This is a genomic window from Paracoccus aestuarii (genome assembly GCF_028553885.1).
GTDB lineage: Bacteria > Pseudomonadota > Alphaproteobacteria > Rhodobacterales > Rhodobacteraceae > Paracoccus > Paracoccus aestuarii.
The window spans coordinates 2,158,400-2,174,197 of the sequence record NZ_CP067169.1; the positions used below are offsets into that span (position 1 = coordinate 2,158,400).

The window sequence follows — 15,798 nt, forward strand, 5'->3', positions numbered from 1 at the left end:
TCGTCCTCAGATCGCAGGAAGGGTGAAGGCCATCTTGGCCAGCGCAAAGACGGCGGCGGCGATCACGCCCCAGCCAAAGATCGCGACCGCGACCATCGTCAGCTGCTGGGCGGTGCCGTGCAGGTAATCCGCGATCGCGCCGCCTTGGGATCCCTTGATGAAATGCAGCATGCCCACGATGATGAACAGCGCGGTGATGATGCCCGGGAAGGGCCGTCCGAAATGCGCGACGACCTGGTCCTGGGGCAGGCCGATCGCGCCGCCCACGGCGATCAGGAACAGCGGCGTCAGCACGATCAGCGCATAGCTGCTCAGCGTGATGTTCCAGTGATGCTGGGTGCCGGACCGGGCCGAGCCCAGCCCCTGCGCGGCCTTGCGGGGGGTGATGTAACGCATGATGCCCTCAGCCGATGAAGAAGATGATCAGGCTCAGCACGGTCAGCGCGACCGAACCGATGACGATGCCCCAGGAGGCGCGCTTGGCGTCCTCGATCTCGAGCCCCATGCCGTTGTCATAGAACAGGTGCCGCACGCCCGACAGCGCGTGGAACCACAGCGCCCAGGTCGAGGCCGTCATGATCAGGAAACCCAGCCAGGACCGCATGACCCAATCGGCAGTCGCGAAGGCGCCCGGGCTGGTGACGGCGGCGACCAGCCACCAGACCAGCAGCATCAGGCCCGCGGCCATCGCGTGGCCCGTGATGCGCGTCAGGATCGAGGTGATCGCCGGCATGGGCAGGCGATAGACCTGAAGATGGGGGGAAAGCGGCCGGTTACCCCGGTTCACATCGGCCATTGGCGGCCCTCCTTGTGTCGGTTCAGCATGTCCCGGCGCGAGGGTCCCGAAAGGCATGGGCTGGCCCGCGCGGGCTGGCGATTGGTGCCGTGTCTGGCGTTACAAATGCCATCTGTCATCCGCAGATGCCACCCCGCGCGCGCAAATGACGCGGAAAACGCGCTTTGTGATCACAGTCACGGCGGCTGTGATCACAAGCCCCGCGCCGTTAGCGCAGGACAAGCGCCCATGCGCCGCCGGTCACAGCGGCATCAGCGCCCAATAGTCCAGGTCCAGCAGGATTTCGGGCAGATAGCGGCCGTCGGAATCGCGCAGCCCCGCGGCGGGGCCACAGCCCTTGGTCGCGACCAGGCGCAGGCGGATCGCGCCGATGCCGGGGGCGTCCGTGGGGGCCTTGTCCAGCACCTCGGACCAGGCGCGGACCGTATCGCCCGCAAAGCAGGGATTGGCATGCGCGCCCGCGTTCAGCGCCACGATCATCTGGGCATTGGCCAGCCCGTTGAAGGACAGCGCGCGGGCCATGCTGATGACATGGCCGCCATAGATCAGCCGCCGCCCGTCGCGGCGGTGGGTGGCGTCGAAATGCACCTTGGCGGTGTTCTGCCACAGGCGGGTGGCCAGCATGTGCTCGGCCTCCTCGATGGTGACGGCATCGACATGGTCGATGACCTCGCCCACCGCGTAATCGCCCCAACGATGGGTTTCCCCAGCCAGATCAAAATCGTAGCCGGTGAAGTTCAGGCCCTCCGGAACCACCAGGTCGGCGGGATCCACCACCGCGGGCAGGTCGGGGACCACGGGCTCGGGCGCGGGGGATGCGGCGTCGCGCTTGCGCACCATCACCCATCGCACATAATCCAGCACCACGTCGCCCACCTGGTTCAGGCCCCGCGTGCGCACCCAGACCACGCCCGACTGGCCGTTCGAATTCTGGCGCAGCCCGATCACCCGGCTTTCCGCGCGCAGCGTGTCGCCCGGCCAGACCGGCAGCAGCCAGCGCCCCTGCGCATAGCCCAGATTGGCCACCGCGTTCAGGCTGACATCCGGCACCGTCTTGCCGAAGACCGTGTGAAAGCCCAGCAGGTCGTCCATCGGGCTGCCGTCCAGCCCGCAGGCGATCGCGAATTCATCCGAGGAATAGATCGCGTGCCGCGCCGGATAGAGCGCGTGATAGAGCGCGCGTTCCCCCTCGGCCACGGTGCGGGGCACGGCGTGGCGGATGGTCTGGCCGATGGCGTAATCCTCGAAGAAGCGGCCCGGATTGGTCTTGGTCATTGCTGCCCCAGTTTCATGTCAGGGTGATAGTCGTCGGGGATGTGCTTGGTCACGGCCTGGGCCATGCGCATGACGCCCGTGGCCGGGTCATGGGCCATGGCCGGGTTGCCATGCAGCGACCAGCCGTTCGACAGCGCCTCGCTGACGCGGTGGCAGAAGCGGCTGGTGTCATCCTCGGTGATGCAGCGATAGATCAGGCCCATCACGCCCCCCCGCCGAAGGGCCAGGGACCGATCCAACCATGGATTACGCCGATGACCAAGGTCACGATGACGGCGCCGGCCACGGCCATCGCCTCCTTGCGGGCGGGAAAGGGGCCGGTCGGGCGGCGCCAGGGCGACGCGCGGTTGATCACCACCATCTCGACCAGGGCCCAGGCCAGCAGGCCGCCGAACAGCACGAAGGAGGGCACGTCGCCATTGACCAGCAGATGCGCAAAGGCCCAGAGCGCGAAGCCCCACAGCATCGGGTGGCGGGTATGGGCGGTCACCCGCGTCTTCATCCCGCTGGCCGCGAACAGATAGACCGCGATCAGCACCAGCAGGTTGTTGATGCCCACCAGCGCCGGATGCGGTCCCCAGAAGAACGCGCCGCTCGCCCCGCGATAGCCGATGACCATCAGGATGATCGACAGGACCAGAAGGCCCGTGACCATGCCCTTGGCCCGGTCGTCGCCCATCGCGGCGCGGTTCGCGGGCGCCATGCGCTTGAAGAGATGCGCGGCCCACCACAGGGCCACGCCAAGGATCAGGATCAGCATCTGGCTTTCCTATTGCTGGACGGAGTTCGCGGCAAGACTGCCCCTATTGCGCCAGTTCCGCAATCGCCTGCGCCCGGTCCAGCAGCTTGCGCGCGGTGTCGACATGCAGATTCTCGACGATCCGGCCGTCGAGGACCGCCACGCCCCTGCCTTGGTCCTGTGCCTCGCGGAAGGCCTCGATCTGGCGGCGGGCCAGGTCGATCTCGGCCTCAGAGGGGGCGAAGACCGCGTTCGTGACCTCCAGCTGCAAAGGGTGGATCAGGGTCTTGCCGTCAAAGCCCATGTCGCGGCCCTGTTCGCATTCGGCGCGCAGCCCGTCATCGTCCCTGAAGGCGTTGAAGACCCCGTCCAGGATCACCCGGCCATGCGCCTTGGCGGCCAGCAGGCACAGGCCCAGCCCGGTCATCATCGGCAGGCGGTCGGCGCGGAAGCGGCAGCCCAGCTCCTTGGCCAGGTCGTTCGTGCCCATGACCATCCCCTCCAGCCGGGGATGGGCGGCGATGGCGGCGGCGTTCAGCATGGCCAGCGGCGTCTCCATCATCGCCCAGAGCGGGATGCCGGGCAGCGCCTCGGCCACGCGGTCCAGATCGGCGGGGCCGTCCACCTTGGGCACCAGCACCGCATCCATCGGCAGATCGGCGCAGGCGCGCAGGTCGTCGGCCCCCCATTCCGTGGACAGCGCGTTGATTCGCACGATCCGGGTGCGGGGGCCGTAATCCTGCGCCAGCGCCTCGGCCAGGGCGGTGCGGGCCTGGGCCTTGGCATCGGGGGCGACCGCATCCTCCAGATCGAAGATGATCGCATCGGCGGGCAGGCCGCGGGCCTTGTCCATCGCGCGCGGATTGGCGGCGGGCATGTAGAGGACCGAACGGAACGGGCGGGTCATGGAAAACCTCCGGGCAACAATGTTGCGCATTGGTGGCGCGTGGCGCCAGAAATGGCAAGCGCAAAATGCCGCAGCGCGGCGATCAGCCCATGACCCCCTGCCAGATCAGCCGCAGCGACACGGCCAGCAGGCCCCAGGTGATCAGCCGATAGAAGACCAGCGGCGGGATGATCCGCACCAGCCGCAGCCCCGCCCAGACCGAGATCAGCGAGACCGGCATCAGCACCGCCGCCGTCCGCAGGTTCGCCGCCGACAGCTGGCCGAGCGCGGCATAGGGCAGCAGCTTGACGATGTTGCCGATGGCGAAGAACCAGGTCGTCGTCCCCGCATAGACCAGCGGCGACAGGCGCAGGGGCTGGGCATAGACCTGCCACAGCGGCGCGCCGGAATGGCTGACGAAGCTGGTATAGCCCGCAAGACCGCCCCAGACCGTCGCCACCCTGCCCCGCGCCCGACGCGGCGCCCCGTCCAGCGCCGGGCGGATCAGCGCGTTCAGCGCGAATCCCAGCCCGATCAGCCCCACGATCAGCGTCACGCCGCGCACCGGGACCACATGCGCCGTGACCCAGCCCACGCCGATCCCCAGCATGGCCCCCGGCAGGGCCAGCATCAGCACCCGGCGGTCCAGGTTGCGGCGAAAGGCCAGCAGCCCGCCCATGTCCGATACCACATAGATCGGCAGCAGCAGCCCCGCCGCCTGGACCGGCGACATGACCAGCGACATCAGCGGCACGCTGATGATGCCGACCATCGCCAGCCCGCCCTTGGACAGCCCCACCGCCATCGCCGCCAGCACCGCCAGCACCCAGCCCGCGACCGTCAGTTCCAGCATCCCCACCCCCTTGCACGACGTGCAATCCATGTCCCGCCGCGACCGGCTTGGCAAGTGTCAGCGCCAACAGCGCCGCGGCGCGGCAGGCGGCGCTTGCGATTCCTTTCGCGACCCCTTACCCCTGCCGCAACATTCCACCATGCATTCGGAGGTACTCCATGGCCCGACCCAAAATCGCACTGATCGGTGCGGGGCAGATCGGCGGAACGCTGGCCCACCTGGCCGCGATGAAGGAACTGGGCGACGTCGTCCTGTTCGACATCTCGGAGGGGACGCCCCAAGGGAAGGCGCTGGACATCGCCGAATCCGGCCCGTCCGAAGGGTTCGACGCGCGGATGAAGGGCACGAACGACTATGCCGACATCGCGGGCGCCGATGTCTGCATCGTCACCGCGGGCGTGCCGCGCAAGCCGGGCATGAGCCGTGACGACCTGCTGGGCATCAACCTGAAGGTCATGAAGGCCGTGGGCGAGGGCATCGCCCAGCATGCCCCCGACGCCTTCGTCATCTGCATCACCAACCCGCTGGACGCGATGGTCTGGGCGCTGCGCGAATTCAGCGGCCTGCCCCATAACAAGGTCTGCGGCATGGCGGGCGTGCTGGATTCGGCCCGATTCCGTCATTTCCTGTCGCTGGAATTCGACGTGTCGATGAAGGACGTGACCGCCTTCGTTCTGGGCGGGCATGGCGACACGATGGTGCCGCTGACCCGCTATTCGACGGTCGCGGGCATCCCGCTGCCCGACCTGGTCAAGATGGGCTGGACCACGCAGGAGAAGCTGGACGCCATCGTGCAGCGCACCCGCGACGGCGGCGCCGAGATCGTGGGCCTGCTGAAGACCGGCAGCGCCTTCTACGCCCCCGCGACCAGCGCCATCGAGATGGCCGAGGCCTATCTGAAGGACCAGAAGCGCGTCCTGCCCTGCGCGGCGCATGTGGACGGCGCCTATGGCCTGAAGGGCATGTATGTGGGCGTGCCCACCGTGATCGGCGCCGGCGGCGTGGAAAAGGTCATCGACATCAAGCTGGACCGCGACGAGCAGGCGATGATGGACAAGTCCGTCGAGGCCGTGAAGGGCCTGGTCGAGGCCTGCAAGGGCATCGACCCCTCGCTGGCCTGATCCGCCCGGAACCGATATCCTGACATGCGGCGCGCCCGGACCATCCGGGCGCGCCGTTTGCATCCGCCCCCCGCGGCGATTTGCGCCCTTTGCCCCCCTGTGCCCGCGTCGAATCGACCTGCTTGCGCTATCGGCCGGGCGCTTTGTGATCACAGCAATTCCGGGCGTGATCACATTCAGCGACTTCCCGCCGGTTTTGGGCATTTTACGGGGAATTCGTTTCATCGGACCGTCACGACATGGCACAAGGCCGCAAATCTGTCGAACCGAACGAGGGGGTCGAGATGAACATCCACGAATACCAGGCCAAGGCGCTGCTGCGTCAATACGGCGCGCCCGTCAGCGACGGCCGCATCGTGATGAAGGCCGACGAGGCGAAAACCGCCGCAGGCGAGATGGACGGCCCGCTCTGGGTCGTGAAGGCCCAGATCCATGCGGGCGGCCGCGGCAAGGGCAGCTTCAAGGAAGCCGAAGCCGGTGAAAAAGGCGGCGTCCGCCTGGCCAAGTCGGTCGAAGAGGCCGAGGAGCTGACCCGCCAGATGCTGGGCCGCACGCTGGTCACGCATCAGACCGGCCCCGCCGGCAAGCAGGTCAACCGCATCTATATCGAAGACGGCAGCGACATCGCGCGCGAGCTGTATCTGGCGCTGCTGGTGGATCGCCAGACCTCGCGCGTCAGCTTCGTCGCCTCGACCGAGGGCGGCATGGACATCGAGGAGGTGGCCGAGCACACGCCCGAGAAGATCGTCAGCTTCAGCGTCGATCCGGCTTCGGGCCTGTCGGATTTCCACGGCCGCCGCGTGGCCTTTGCCCTGGGCCTCGAAGGCGCGCAGGTCAAGCAATGCGTGGCCCTGGTCAAGAACCTGTATCGCATGTTCATCGAGAAGGACATGGAGATGCTGGAGATCAACCCGCTGATCGTCACGCCCGAAGGCCAGATCAAGTGCCTGGACGCCAAGATGGGCTTCGACAACAACGCCCTCTATCGTCAGCCCGACATCATGGCGCTGCGCGACGAGACCGAGGAGGACAGCAAGGAGTTGGCCGCCTCGAAGTTCGACCTGAACTATATCGCGCTGGATGGCGAGATCGGCTGCATGGTGAACGGCGCGGGTCTGGCCATGGCGACCATGGACATCATCAAGCTGTTCGGCGCCGAGCCGGCGAACTTCCTGGATGTCGGCGGCGGCGCCACGACCGAAAAGGTCACCGAGGCGTTCAAGATCATCACCTCGGACCCGAACGTCAAAGGCATTCTGGTCAACATCTTCGGTGGCATCATGCGCTGCGACATCATCGCGGAGGGCATCATCGCCGCCGTGAAGGAGGTCGGCCTGCAGGTCCCGCTGGTCGTGCGTCTGGAAGGCACGAATGTCGAGCTGGGCAAGGAGATCATCGCCAATTCCGGCCTGAACGTCATCGCCGCCGATGACCTCAAGGACGGCGCGCAGAAGATCGTCAAGGCGGTCAAGGGCTGATCCATCCGGGCGCGCGATGGGCGCGCCCTCCTCTGGAACATCGCGGCGCATGGGCGTCGCTTACGCAAGGAGGCCATGATGGCCGTTCTCGTTGACAAGAATACCAAAGTCATCTGCCAAGGGATCACCGGATCCCAGGGCACCTTCCACACCGAGCAGGCGATCGCCTATGGCACGCAGATGGTCGGCGGCGTGACCCCCGGCAAGGGCGGGTCCGAGCATCTGGGCCTGCCGGTCTTCAACTCGGTCCACGAGGCCGTGGCCAAGACCGGCGCAAATGCCAGCGCGATCTATGTCCCGCCCCCCTTCGCGGCGGATTCGATCCTCGAGGCCATCGACGCCCAAGTGCCGCTGATCGTCTGCATCACCGAAGGCATCCCGGTCCTCGACATGATGCGCGTCAAGCGCGCGCTGGCTAACAGCAAGTCGCGCCTGATCGGGCCGAACTGCCCGGGCATCATGACGCCTGACGAATGCAAGATCGGCATCATGCCGGGCAGCATCTTCCGTCGCGGCAGCGTGGGCGTCGTGTCGCGCTCGGGGACGCTGACCTATGAGGCGGTCAAGCAGACCTCGGATGTGGGCCTCGGCCAGTCCTCGGCGGTCGGCATCGGCGGCGACCCGATCAAGGGGATGGAGCATATCGACGTGCTGCAGATGTTCCTGGACGACCCCGAGACCGAGTCCATCATCATGATCGGCGAGATCGGCGGCAGCGCCGAGGAGGAAGCCGCGGAATTCTTGGCCGAGCAGAAGCGCAAGGGCAAGTGGAAGCCCACCGCGGGCTTCATCGCGGGCCGCACCGCCCCTCCGGGCCGCCGCATGGGCCATGCCGGCGCGATCGTGTCGGGCGGCAAGGGCGATGCGGAATCCAAGATCGAGGCCATGAAGAAGGCCGGCATCATCGTCGCCGACAGCCCCGCCGGCCTGGGCGAGGCCGTTCTGAAGGCGATCAAGGGTTGATGATTTGACCCGCTGCCGCCCGTGCCTATGTAGAGGGGGCGGCAGCAGGTGCCAGGGAGGATCGAACAGTGAACGGATCGCGGGCCGAACAGCCCCAGCCAGCACCAAGCAGGGGCCGTTCCGCGCCCCTGGCTCTGGCGGCGATCCTGGCGCTGTCCGCCTGCGGGGACAGGATGACGACCGACATCCTGCCCGGCGGCATCCCCGCCCGCACCGACCTGCACCAGGCCAGCGGCCTGCCCGCGGCATCGGTGCGCACCGTCGCCCGCCGGGATTTCGGCTGGCGGGTGATCTATCAACCCTCGGCCGCGCCGCCCAATGCCGAAAGCCGCGCGGCCGTCGCGCTCTGCGGTCTGGAACGGCGCGCCCCGCTGCGGATTGAACAGCAGCCCCGCACCGACCCCATCGCCGATCCCGGCGCCCGCATCTTCGACATCTACTGCGCCTGACCCAAACCCTTCCTTTGCCCTGAACGGGGACCAGCCATGACCGACCAGCCAAAGAATTCCGATTTCCACGATTCCTCGTTCCTGCAGGGCCATAACGCGGCCTATGTCGAACAGCTCTATGGCCAGTGGGCCAAGGACCCGGCCGCGGTCGACCAGGCCTGGGCCGAGTTCTTCCAGGGTCTGGGCGATGACGGCGCCGATGCCGTGCGCGAGGCCGAGGGCGCCAGCTGGGCGCGCGCCGACTGGCCCCCCGTCCCCGGCGACGAGATGACCGCCGCCCTGACCGGCGAATGGCCCCAGGCCACCAAGGCCGATGCCGGCGCCGCGATGAAGAAGATCGCCGCCAAGGCCGAGGAGAAGGGTGTCAGCCTGACCACCGACCAGATGCGCCAGGCGGTGCTGGACAGCATCCGCGCGCTGATGTTGATCCGCGCCTTCCGCATCCGCGGCCATCTGCATGCGAACCTGGACCCCCTGGGCCTGCGCGAATTCCCTGACCACGGCGAGCTGAACCCGGCCACCTACGGCTTCGGCCCCGGCGATCTGGACCGCCCGATCTTCATTGACAACGTGCTGGGCCTCGAGGTCGCCTCGATCCGCCAGATCACCGATCTGATGACCCGCACCTATTGTGGCACCTTCGCGCTGCAATACATGCACATCTCGAACCCCGAGGAAGCCGCCTGGCTGAAGGAGCGGATCGAGGGTTACGGCAAGGAGATCGCCTTCACCCGCGAAGGCCGCCGCGCCATCCTGAACAAGCTGGTCGAGGCCGAGGGCTTCGAGAAGTTCCTGCATGTGAAATACATGGGGACCAAGCGCTTCGGTCTGGATGGCGGCGAGGCGCTGATCCCCGCGATGGAGCAGATCATCAAGCGCGGCGGCGCCCTGGGCGTCAAGGAGATCGTGTTCGGCATGCCCCACCGCGGCCGCCTGTCGGTCCTGGCCAATGTGTTGTCGAAACCCTATCGCGCGATCTTCCACGAATTCCAGGGCGGCAGCTTCAAGCCCGAGGATGTGGACGGGTCGGGCGACGTGAAATACCACCTCGGCGCCAGCGCCGACCGCGAGTTCGACGGCAACAGCGTCCACCTGTCGCTGACCGCCAATCCCAGCCACCTGGAGGCCGTGAACCCGGTCGTGCTGGGCAAGGCCCGCGCCAAGGGCGACCAGCTGGGCGATCTGACCGACCGGACCTCGGTCCTGCCGATCCTGCTGCATGGCGACGCGGCCTTCGCGGGTCAGGGCGTCGTGGCCGAATGCTTGCAGCTGTCGGGCATCCGCGGGCACCGCACCGGCGGCTGCATCCATATCGTGGTGAACAACCAGATCGGCTTCACCACCGCCCCGCATTTCAGCCGCACCTCGCCCTATCCCACCGATATCGCGCTGATGGTCGAGGCGCCGATCTTCCACGTGAACGGCGATGACCCGGAGGCGGTCGTCCATGCCGCCCGCGTGGCCATCGAGTTCCGGCAGAAGTTCAAGAAGGACGTGGTTCTGGACATCATCTGCTATCGCCGCTTCGGTCACAACGAAGGCGACGAGCCGATGTTCACGAACCCGGCCATGTACACCAAGATCAAGGCGCAGAAGACCACGCTGCAGCTGTACACCGAACGTCTGGTCGCCGACGGGCTGATCCCCGAGGGCGAGATCGAGGACATGAAATCCGCCTTCCAGGCCCATCTGGCCGAGGAATTCGAGATCGGCAAGAACTACAAGCCGAACAAGGCCGACTGGCTGGACGGCAAGTGGTCGGGCCTGGACCGCGAGGGCACCGACTACATCGCCGGCGAGACCGGCATCGCCCCCGAGGTGATGACCCAGGTCGGCCGCGCCCTGACCACCGTCCCCGAGGATCTGAGCCTGCACAAGACCGTCGGCCGTCTGGTCGAGGCGAAGAAGCAGATGTTCGAGACCGGCAAGGGCTTTGACTGGGCCACCGCCGAGGCGCTGGCCTTCGGATCGCTGCTGACCGAGGGTCATGGCGTCCGCCTGTCGGGCCAGGACAGCACCCGCGGCACCTTCAGCCAGCGCCATTCGGCCTTCATCGACCAGAAGTCCGAGGACCGCTATTACCCGCTGAACAACATCGCCGAGGGTCAGGCCCGCTATGAGGTCATCGACAGCATGCTGTCGGAATACGCGGTGCTGGGCTTCGAATACGGCTATTCGCTGGCCGAGCCCAACACCCTGACCCTGTGGGAGGCGCAGTTCGGCGATTTCGCAAACGGCGCGCAGATCATGTTCGACCAGTTCATCTCCTCCGGCGAGAAGAAATGGCTGCGCATGTCGGGCCTGGTGATGCTGCTGCCGCACGGCTTCGAAGGTCAGGGCCCCGAGCACAGCTCGGCCCGTCTGGAACGCTTCCTGCAGGGCTGCGCCGAGGATAACTGGATCGTCGCGAACTGCACGACGCCGGCGAACTATTTCCACATCCTGCGCCGCCAGCTGAAGCGCCAGTTCCGCAAGCCGCTGGTCCTGATGACGCCGAAATCGCTGCTGCGCCATCCGCAGGCGATCAGCACCGCCGAGGAGTTCCAGACCGGCAGCACCTTCCACCGGGTGCTGTGGGACGATGCGGAGCGCGGCACCTCGCAGACCCAGCTGGTTGCGGATGACCAGATCAAGCGCGTCGTCGTCTGTTCGGGCAAGGTCTATTACGACCTGCTGAAGGCCCGTGACGAGGCCGGGCTGACCGACACCTATCTGCTGCGCCTGGAACAGTTCTATCCCTTCCCCGCGCAGGCGATGGTCAAGGAGCTGGGCCGCTTCAAGCAGGCCGAGGTCGTCTGGTGCCAGGAGGAGCCCAAGAACCAGGGCGGATGGACCTTCGTCGATCCCAACCTGGAATGGGTCCTGGAACGGATCGGCGCCAAGCATACCCGCGCGCGCTATGCGGGCCGCAGCGCCGCCGCATCGGTGGCCACGGGCCTGGCCTCGCGCCACAAGGCCGAACAAGAGGCGCTGGTCGCCAATGCCCTGAACCTCGAAGGATGATCCGATGACCACCGAAGTCCGCGTACCCACCCTGGGCGAATCCGTCACCGAGGCCACGATCGCCACCTGGTTCAAGAAGCCCGGCGACCGCGTCGAGATCGACGAGATGCTGTGCGAACTGGAGACCGACAAGGTCACCGTCGAGGTGCCCAGCCCCGCCGCAGGCACCCTGGCCGAGATCGTCGCCGCCGAGGGCGAGACGGTCGGGCCCGACGCGCTGCTGGCCCAGATCAGCGAGGGTGGCGAAGCCGCCGCCCCCGCCCCGAAACCTGCCAAGGCCGAAGCACCGGCCGAAAAGACCGAGGAACAGAAGACAATGAGCGGCAATTCCGTGGACGTGATGGTCCCGTCCCTGGGCGAAAGCGTGACCGAGGCGACCGTCGCCACCTGGTTCAAGAAGCCGGGCGACCGCGTCGAGGCCGACGAGATGCTGTGCGAGCTGGAGACCGACAAGGTCTCGGTCGAGGTCCCGGCCCCCGCCGCGGGCGTCCTGGCCGAGATCCTGGCCGAGGAAGGCGCGACCGTCGATGCCAAGGCGCGCCTGGCGATCATCACCGAGGGTGCCGCCGGCACCGCCGCGCCCAAGGCGTCGGATGCGCAGGAGACCGTCCTGCCGAATGCCGGCCCCGAGGAGACCAAGCCGCGCGACGTCGAGGATGCACCCTCGGCCAAGAAGGCCATGGCCGAAAAGGGCGTCAGCCGCGACCAGGTCCACGGTTCGGGCCGCGACGGCCGCGTGATGAAGGAGGACGTGGCCAAGGCCAAGGCGGCCCCCTCGCCCGCCGCGAAGGCCCCCGCCGCCCCCCGCCCGGCCGAGGATGCCGCGCGTGAGGAGCGGGTCAAGATGACCCGCCTGCGCCAGACCATCGCCCGCCGCCTGAAGGACGCGCAGAACACCGCTGCGATGCTGACGACCTATAACGAGGTCGACATGTCCGCGATCATGGGCCTGCGCAACGAGTACAAGGACGCCTTCGAGAAGAAGCACAAGGTCAAGCTGGGCTTCATGTCCTTCTTCGTGAAGGCCTGCTGCCACGCGCTGAAGGAGGTCCCCGAGGTCAATGCCGAGATCGACGGCACCGACGTGGTCTACAAGAACTACGTCAACATGGGCGTCGCGGTGGGCACGCCATCGGGCCTGGTCGTGCCGGTCGTGCGCGACGCCGACCAGAAGGGCTTTGCCGCGATCGAGAAGGAGATCGGCGAGCTGGGCCTGAAGGGCCGCGACGGCAAGCTGTCCATGGCCGAGATGCAGGGCGGCACCTTCACCATCTCGAACGGCGGGGTCTACGGCTCGCTGATGTCGTCCCCGATCCTGAACCCCCCGCAATCGGGCATTCTGGGCATGCACAAGATCCAGGAACGTCCCGTGGTCGTCGGCGGCCAGATCGTGATCCGCCCGATGATGTATCTGGCGCTGTCCTATGATCACCGCATCGTCGACGGCAAGGGCGCCGTGACCTTCCTCGTCCGCGTCAAGGAGGCGCTGGAGGATCCGCGCCGCCTGCTGATGGATCTCTGATCCTGCCGGGGCCCTTCGGGGCCCCTGCCACCACACGGGCTTGCAATGGCCGCCGCGCAGGCACAAAGCTGGGCCGTCACGAACCGGAGCCTGACCGATGCAGCTGATCATCCGCTATGCCCATGCCGACCGCGCGGCCTTCCGCACGGCCTTCGATGCCGATGCCGAGGATCGCGGCCGCAACGGCATGACCCTGCTGCAGCTGTGGCACGAGGATGCGGGCCATAGCTGGGCGCTGTTCCAGGTCTCGAACCCCAAATCGGCGCGCAACTACCTGTCGGGGGCGGCCGCGACCTTCAACGCGCAGGCGGGCGTCACCGCCGCCGATGCGCATTTCCTGGAAACCGCCTAGGATGGGCGCGGAACTCACCGTGCTCGCGCTGGCGGGCCTGCTGCAGACCGTGCAGTTCGGCATCTTCTCGGTGCTGGCCCAGAAGCAGGTCGGCCGCCGCACCGCCATGGGCCCGCGCGACAATGTCTCGACCGCGCTCTCGGGCCGGGCGGGCCGGTTCCAGCGCGCCTTCGACAACCATTTCGAAGGGCTGATCATGTTCACCCTGGCGGTGGTGGTGGTGACCTTGGGCAATGCCGGTTCCGCCTTCACCGCGACCTGCGCCTGGATCTATCTGGCCGTGCGCATCCTCTATGTGCCCGCCTATGTGCTGGGCTGGGTGCCGGGTCGCTCGATCATCTGGATCATCGGCTTCGGCGCGACCGTGCTGATGATCCTCGCCGCTTTGGCTTCTTCATTGTGAAAATACCCCGCGGGGGTCCGGGGGCGCGAAGCCCCCGGTCCGCGGCCAGACGAAAGGACCACCCATGTATGACCTGATCGTGATCGGCGCCGGCCCCGGCGGCTATGTCTGCGCCATCCGCGCCGCCCAGCTTGGCCTCAAGGTCGCCTGCGTCGAGGGCCGCGAGACGCTCGGCGGCACCTGCCTGAACGTGGGCTGCATCCCCTCCAAGGCGCTGCTGCACGGCACCCACATGCTGCATGAGGCGCATGAGAACTTTGCCAAGATGGGCCTGATCGCCCCCGAGGTGACGGTCGATTGGGACAAGATGCAGGGCTACAAGGCCGAGACGGTGACCGGCAACACCAAGGGCATCGAATTCCTGTTCAAGAAGAACAAGATCGACTGGCTGAAAGGCTGGGCCTCGATCCCCGAGGCGGGCAAGGTCAAGGTCGGCGATCAGGTGCATGAGGCCAAGGCCATCGTCATCGCCACCGGCTCGACCCCCGCGCCGCTGAAGGGCGTCGAGGTCGATAACGAGGCCGGCCGCATCGTCGATTCGACCGGCGCGCTGGCGCTGAAGCGCATCCCGAAATCCATGGTCGTGATCGGCGCGGGCGTCATCGGGCTGGAGCTGGGCTCGGTCTATGCGCGCCTCGGCGCTGAGGTCACGGTGCTGGAATATCTGGACGTCATCACCCCGGGCATGGATGGCGAGGTCCAGAAGCAGTTCCAGAAGATGCTGGCCAAGCAGGGCCTGAAATTCACCCTGGGCGCCGCGGTGAAATCGGCCGAGGTCTCGGGCGATCAGGTCACCGTCGACTACGCGCTGAAAAAGGACGACAGCAGCCAGCAGATCACCGCGGATGTGGTGCTGGTCGCCACCGGCCGCCGTCCGCATGTCGAAGGCCTGGGCCTCGACGCGCTTGGCGTCAAGATGACCGATCGTGGTTTCGTGCAGGTGGACGATCACTGGGCGACCAGCGTCAAGGGCGTCTATGCGATCGGCGACGCGGTGCCCGGCCCGATGCTGGCCCACAAGGCCGAGGATGAGGGCATGGCGGTGGCCGAGGTCATCGCGGGCAAGCATGGCCATGTGAACTACAACGTCATCCCCGGCGTCATCTACACCACCCCCGAGGTGGCCAATGTCGGCCTGACCGAGGAACAGGCCAAAGAGGCCGGCCACAAGGTCAAGATCGGCAAGTTCCCCTTCATGGGCAATGCCCGCGCCAAGGCGCAGTTCCTGGGCGAGGGCTTCGTCAAGCTGATCGCCGATGCGGAAACCGACCGGATCCTCGGCTGCCACATCATCGGGCCGTCGGCGGGCGATCTGATCCACGAGGTCTGCGTGGCGATGGAGTTCGGCGCCTCGGCGGAGGATCTGGCGCTGACCTGCCACGCGCATCCGACCGTGTCCGAGGCCGTGCGCGAGGCCGCGCTGGCCTGCGGCGGCGGCGCCATCCATGCGTGAGGGCGCCCTGCCCGGCGTGGCGGGCACCCCCGCCACCTTCGCCCGGCGCGGATTGCTGCTGGGCGCGCTGGCCTTGGCCGCCTGCGGGCGGTCGGGCGGCGGCGCGCGCGGCGGCGGTTCGGTCGGACAGGCGGGCCTTTATCCCAACGAGACGCCCGAGCTGCGCCAGCGCATCAATTACTGGTCGCGGCATTACCAGGTCCCCAACAGCCTGGTCCAGCGGGTGATCGTGCGGGAATCCAGCCACCGGCCGGATGCCCGCAACGGTCCCTATTACGGGCTGATGCAGATCAACCCGACCACCGCGCGGACCATGGGCCATCGCGGCCCGGCATCCCAGCTGCTGGATGCGGATACGAACCTGCGCTATGGCGTGAAATACCTGCGCGGCGCCTATATCGTGGCCGATGGCGATCCGGACGGGGCGATCAGCTGGTATTCGCGGGGCTATTACTACGAGGCGCGGCGGCGGGGCCTGCTGCGCGTCACCGGCCTTCGGTCCTGA

General features: G+C 67.2%; 17 protein-coding genes. 10 read left to right on the plus strand and 7 right to left on the minus strand.

Features of this window, described 5'->3' with window-relative positions; translation table 11 throughout:
• Positions 1-6: 6 nt before the first annotated feature.
• The 7 genes from JHW48_RS10985 to JHW48_RS11015 form a co-directional block, all read right to left on the minus strand.
• On the minus strand, positions 7-396 hold the full coding sequence (locus JHW48_RS10985; RefSeq protein WP_119885551.1) for a succinate dehydrogenase, hydrophobic membrane anchor protein: 390 nt from the start codon (positions 394-396) through the stop codon (positions 7-9).
• A gap of 7 nt (positions 397-403) precedes the next feature.
• Positions 404-796 carry a succinate dehydrogenase, cytochrome b556 subunit gene (sdhC, locus tag JHW48_RS10990; RefSeq protein ID WP_119885550.1) on the minus strand — a complete coding sequence of 131 codons (393 nt, stop codon included), beginning with the start codon at positions 794-796 and terminating at the stop codon, positions 404-406.
• 240 nt (positions 797-1,036) lie between these two features.
• Entirely contained in the window at positions 1,037-2,071 is a 1,035-nt protein-coding gene (locus JHW48_RS10995) for a MaoC family dehydratase (RefSeq protein ID WP_119885549.1), read from the minus strand.
• Positions 2,068-2,274: a DUF1737 domain-containing protein gene (locus JHW48_RS11000; protein WP_119885548.1), complete on the minus strand. Its 207-nt coding sequence runs from the start codon at positions 2,272-2,274 to the stop codon at positions 2,068-2,070. The genes JHW48_RS10995 and JHW48_RS11000 overlap by 4 nt, the downstream gene beginning before the upstream one ends.
• Positions 2,274-2,831 carry an NnrU family protein gene (locus JHW48_RS11005; RefSeq protein ID WP_119885547.1) on the minus strand — a complete coding sequence of 186 codons (558 nt, stop codon included), beginning with the start codon at positions 2,829-2,831 and terminating at the stop codon, positions 2,274-2,276. The genes JHW48_RS11000 and JHW48_RS11005 overlap by 1 nt, the downstream gene beginning before the upstream one ends.
• Before the next feature lie 43 nt (positions 2,832-2,874).
• Positions 2,875-3,717: an HpcH/HpaI aldolase/citrate lyase family protein gene (locus JHW48_RS11010; protein ID WP_119885546.1), complete on the minus strand. Its 843-nt coding sequence runs from the start codon at positions 3,715-3,717 to the stop codon at positions 2,875-2,877.
• Positions 3,718-3,799: 82 nt separating this feature from the next.
• Complete coding sequence (locus tag JHW48_RS11015) at positions 3,800-4,579, minus strand: sulfite exporter TauE/SafE family protein (protein WP_240637766.1); 780 nt, start codon at positions 4,577-4,579, stop codon at positions 3,800-3,802.
• 128 nt (positions 4,580-4,707) lie between these two features.
• Between JHW48_RS11015 and mdh the strand changes: the two genes are divergently transcribed.
• From mdh to JHW48_RS11065, 10 genes are all read left to right on the plus strand, one after another.
• Complete coding sequence (mdh, locus tag JHW48_RS11020; protein ID WP_119885545.1) at positions 4,708-5,670, plus strand: malate dehydrogenase; 963 nt, start codon at positions 4,708-4,710, stop codon at positions 5,668-5,670.
• A gap of 284 nt (positions 5,671-5,954) precedes the next feature.
• A complete protein-coding gene (gene sucC / locus JHW48_RS11025; RefSeq protein ID WP_119885544.1) occupies positions 5,955-7,148 on the plus strand; it encodes an ADP-forming succinate--CoA ligase subunit beta in 1,194 nt (397 codons plus the stop codon).
• A gap of 78 nt (positions 7,149-7,226) precedes the next feature.
• On the plus strand, positions 7,227-8,111 hold the full coding sequence (gene sucD / locus JHW48_RS11030) for a succinate--CoA ligase subunit alpha (protein ID WP_119885543.1): 885 nt from the start codon (positions 7,227-7,229) through the stop codon (positions 8,109-8,111).
• Positions 8,112-8,284: 173 nt separating this feature from the next.
• Positions 8,285-8,560, plus strand: coding sequence for a hypothetical protein (locus JHW48_RS11035; RefSeq protein ID WP_147388065.1), 276 nt, complete (start codon positions 8,285-8,287; stop codon positions 8,558-8,560).
• A 36-nt stretch (positions 8,561-8,596) separates the two neighbouring features.
• The gene (locus JHW48_RS11040; RefSeq protein WP_119885541.1) at positions 8,597-11,563 is read left to right on the plus strand and encodes a 2-oxoglutarate dehydrogenase E1 component; all 2,967 of its coding nucleotides are present in this window, start codon (positions 8,597-8,599) and stop codon (positions 11,561-11,563) included.
• A 4-nt stretch (positions 11,564-11,567) separates the two neighbouring features.
• Complete coding sequence (gene odhB / locus JHW48_RS11045) at positions 11,568-13,085, plus strand: 2-oxoglutarate dehydrogenase complex dihydrolipoyllysine-residue succinyltransferase (protein ID WP_119885540.1); 1,518 nt, start codon at positions 11,568-11,570, stop codon at positions 13,083-13,085.
• 97 nt (positions 13,086-13,182) lie between these two features.
• Entirely contained in the window at positions 13,183-13,437 is a 255-nt protein-coding gene (locus tag JHW48_RS11050) for a hypothetical protein (protein ID WP_119885539.1), read from the plus strand.
• 1 nt (position 13,438) lies between these two features.
• On the plus strand, positions 13,439-13,840 hold the full coding sequence (locus JHW48_RS11055; RefSeq protein ID WP_119885538.1) for an MAPEG family protein: 402 nt from the start codon (positions 13,439-13,441) through the stop codon (positions 13,838-13,840).
• Positions 13,841-13,904: 64 nt separating this feature from the next.
• Positions 13,905-15,293 carry a dihydrolipoyl dehydrogenase gene (lpdA, locus tag JHW48_RS11060; RefSeq protein WP_119885537.1) on the plus strand — a complete coding sequence of 463 codons (1,389 nt, stop codon included), beginning with the start codon at positions 13,905-13,907 and terminating at the stop codon, positions 15,291-15,293.
• Complete coding sequence (locus JHW48_RS11065; protein ID WP_119885536.1) at positions 15,286-15,798, plus strand: lytic transglycosylase domain-containing protein; 513 nt, start codon at positions 15,286-15,288, stop codon at positions 15,796-15,798. Before lpdA ends, JHW48_RS11065 begins: the two co-directional genes overlap by 8 nt.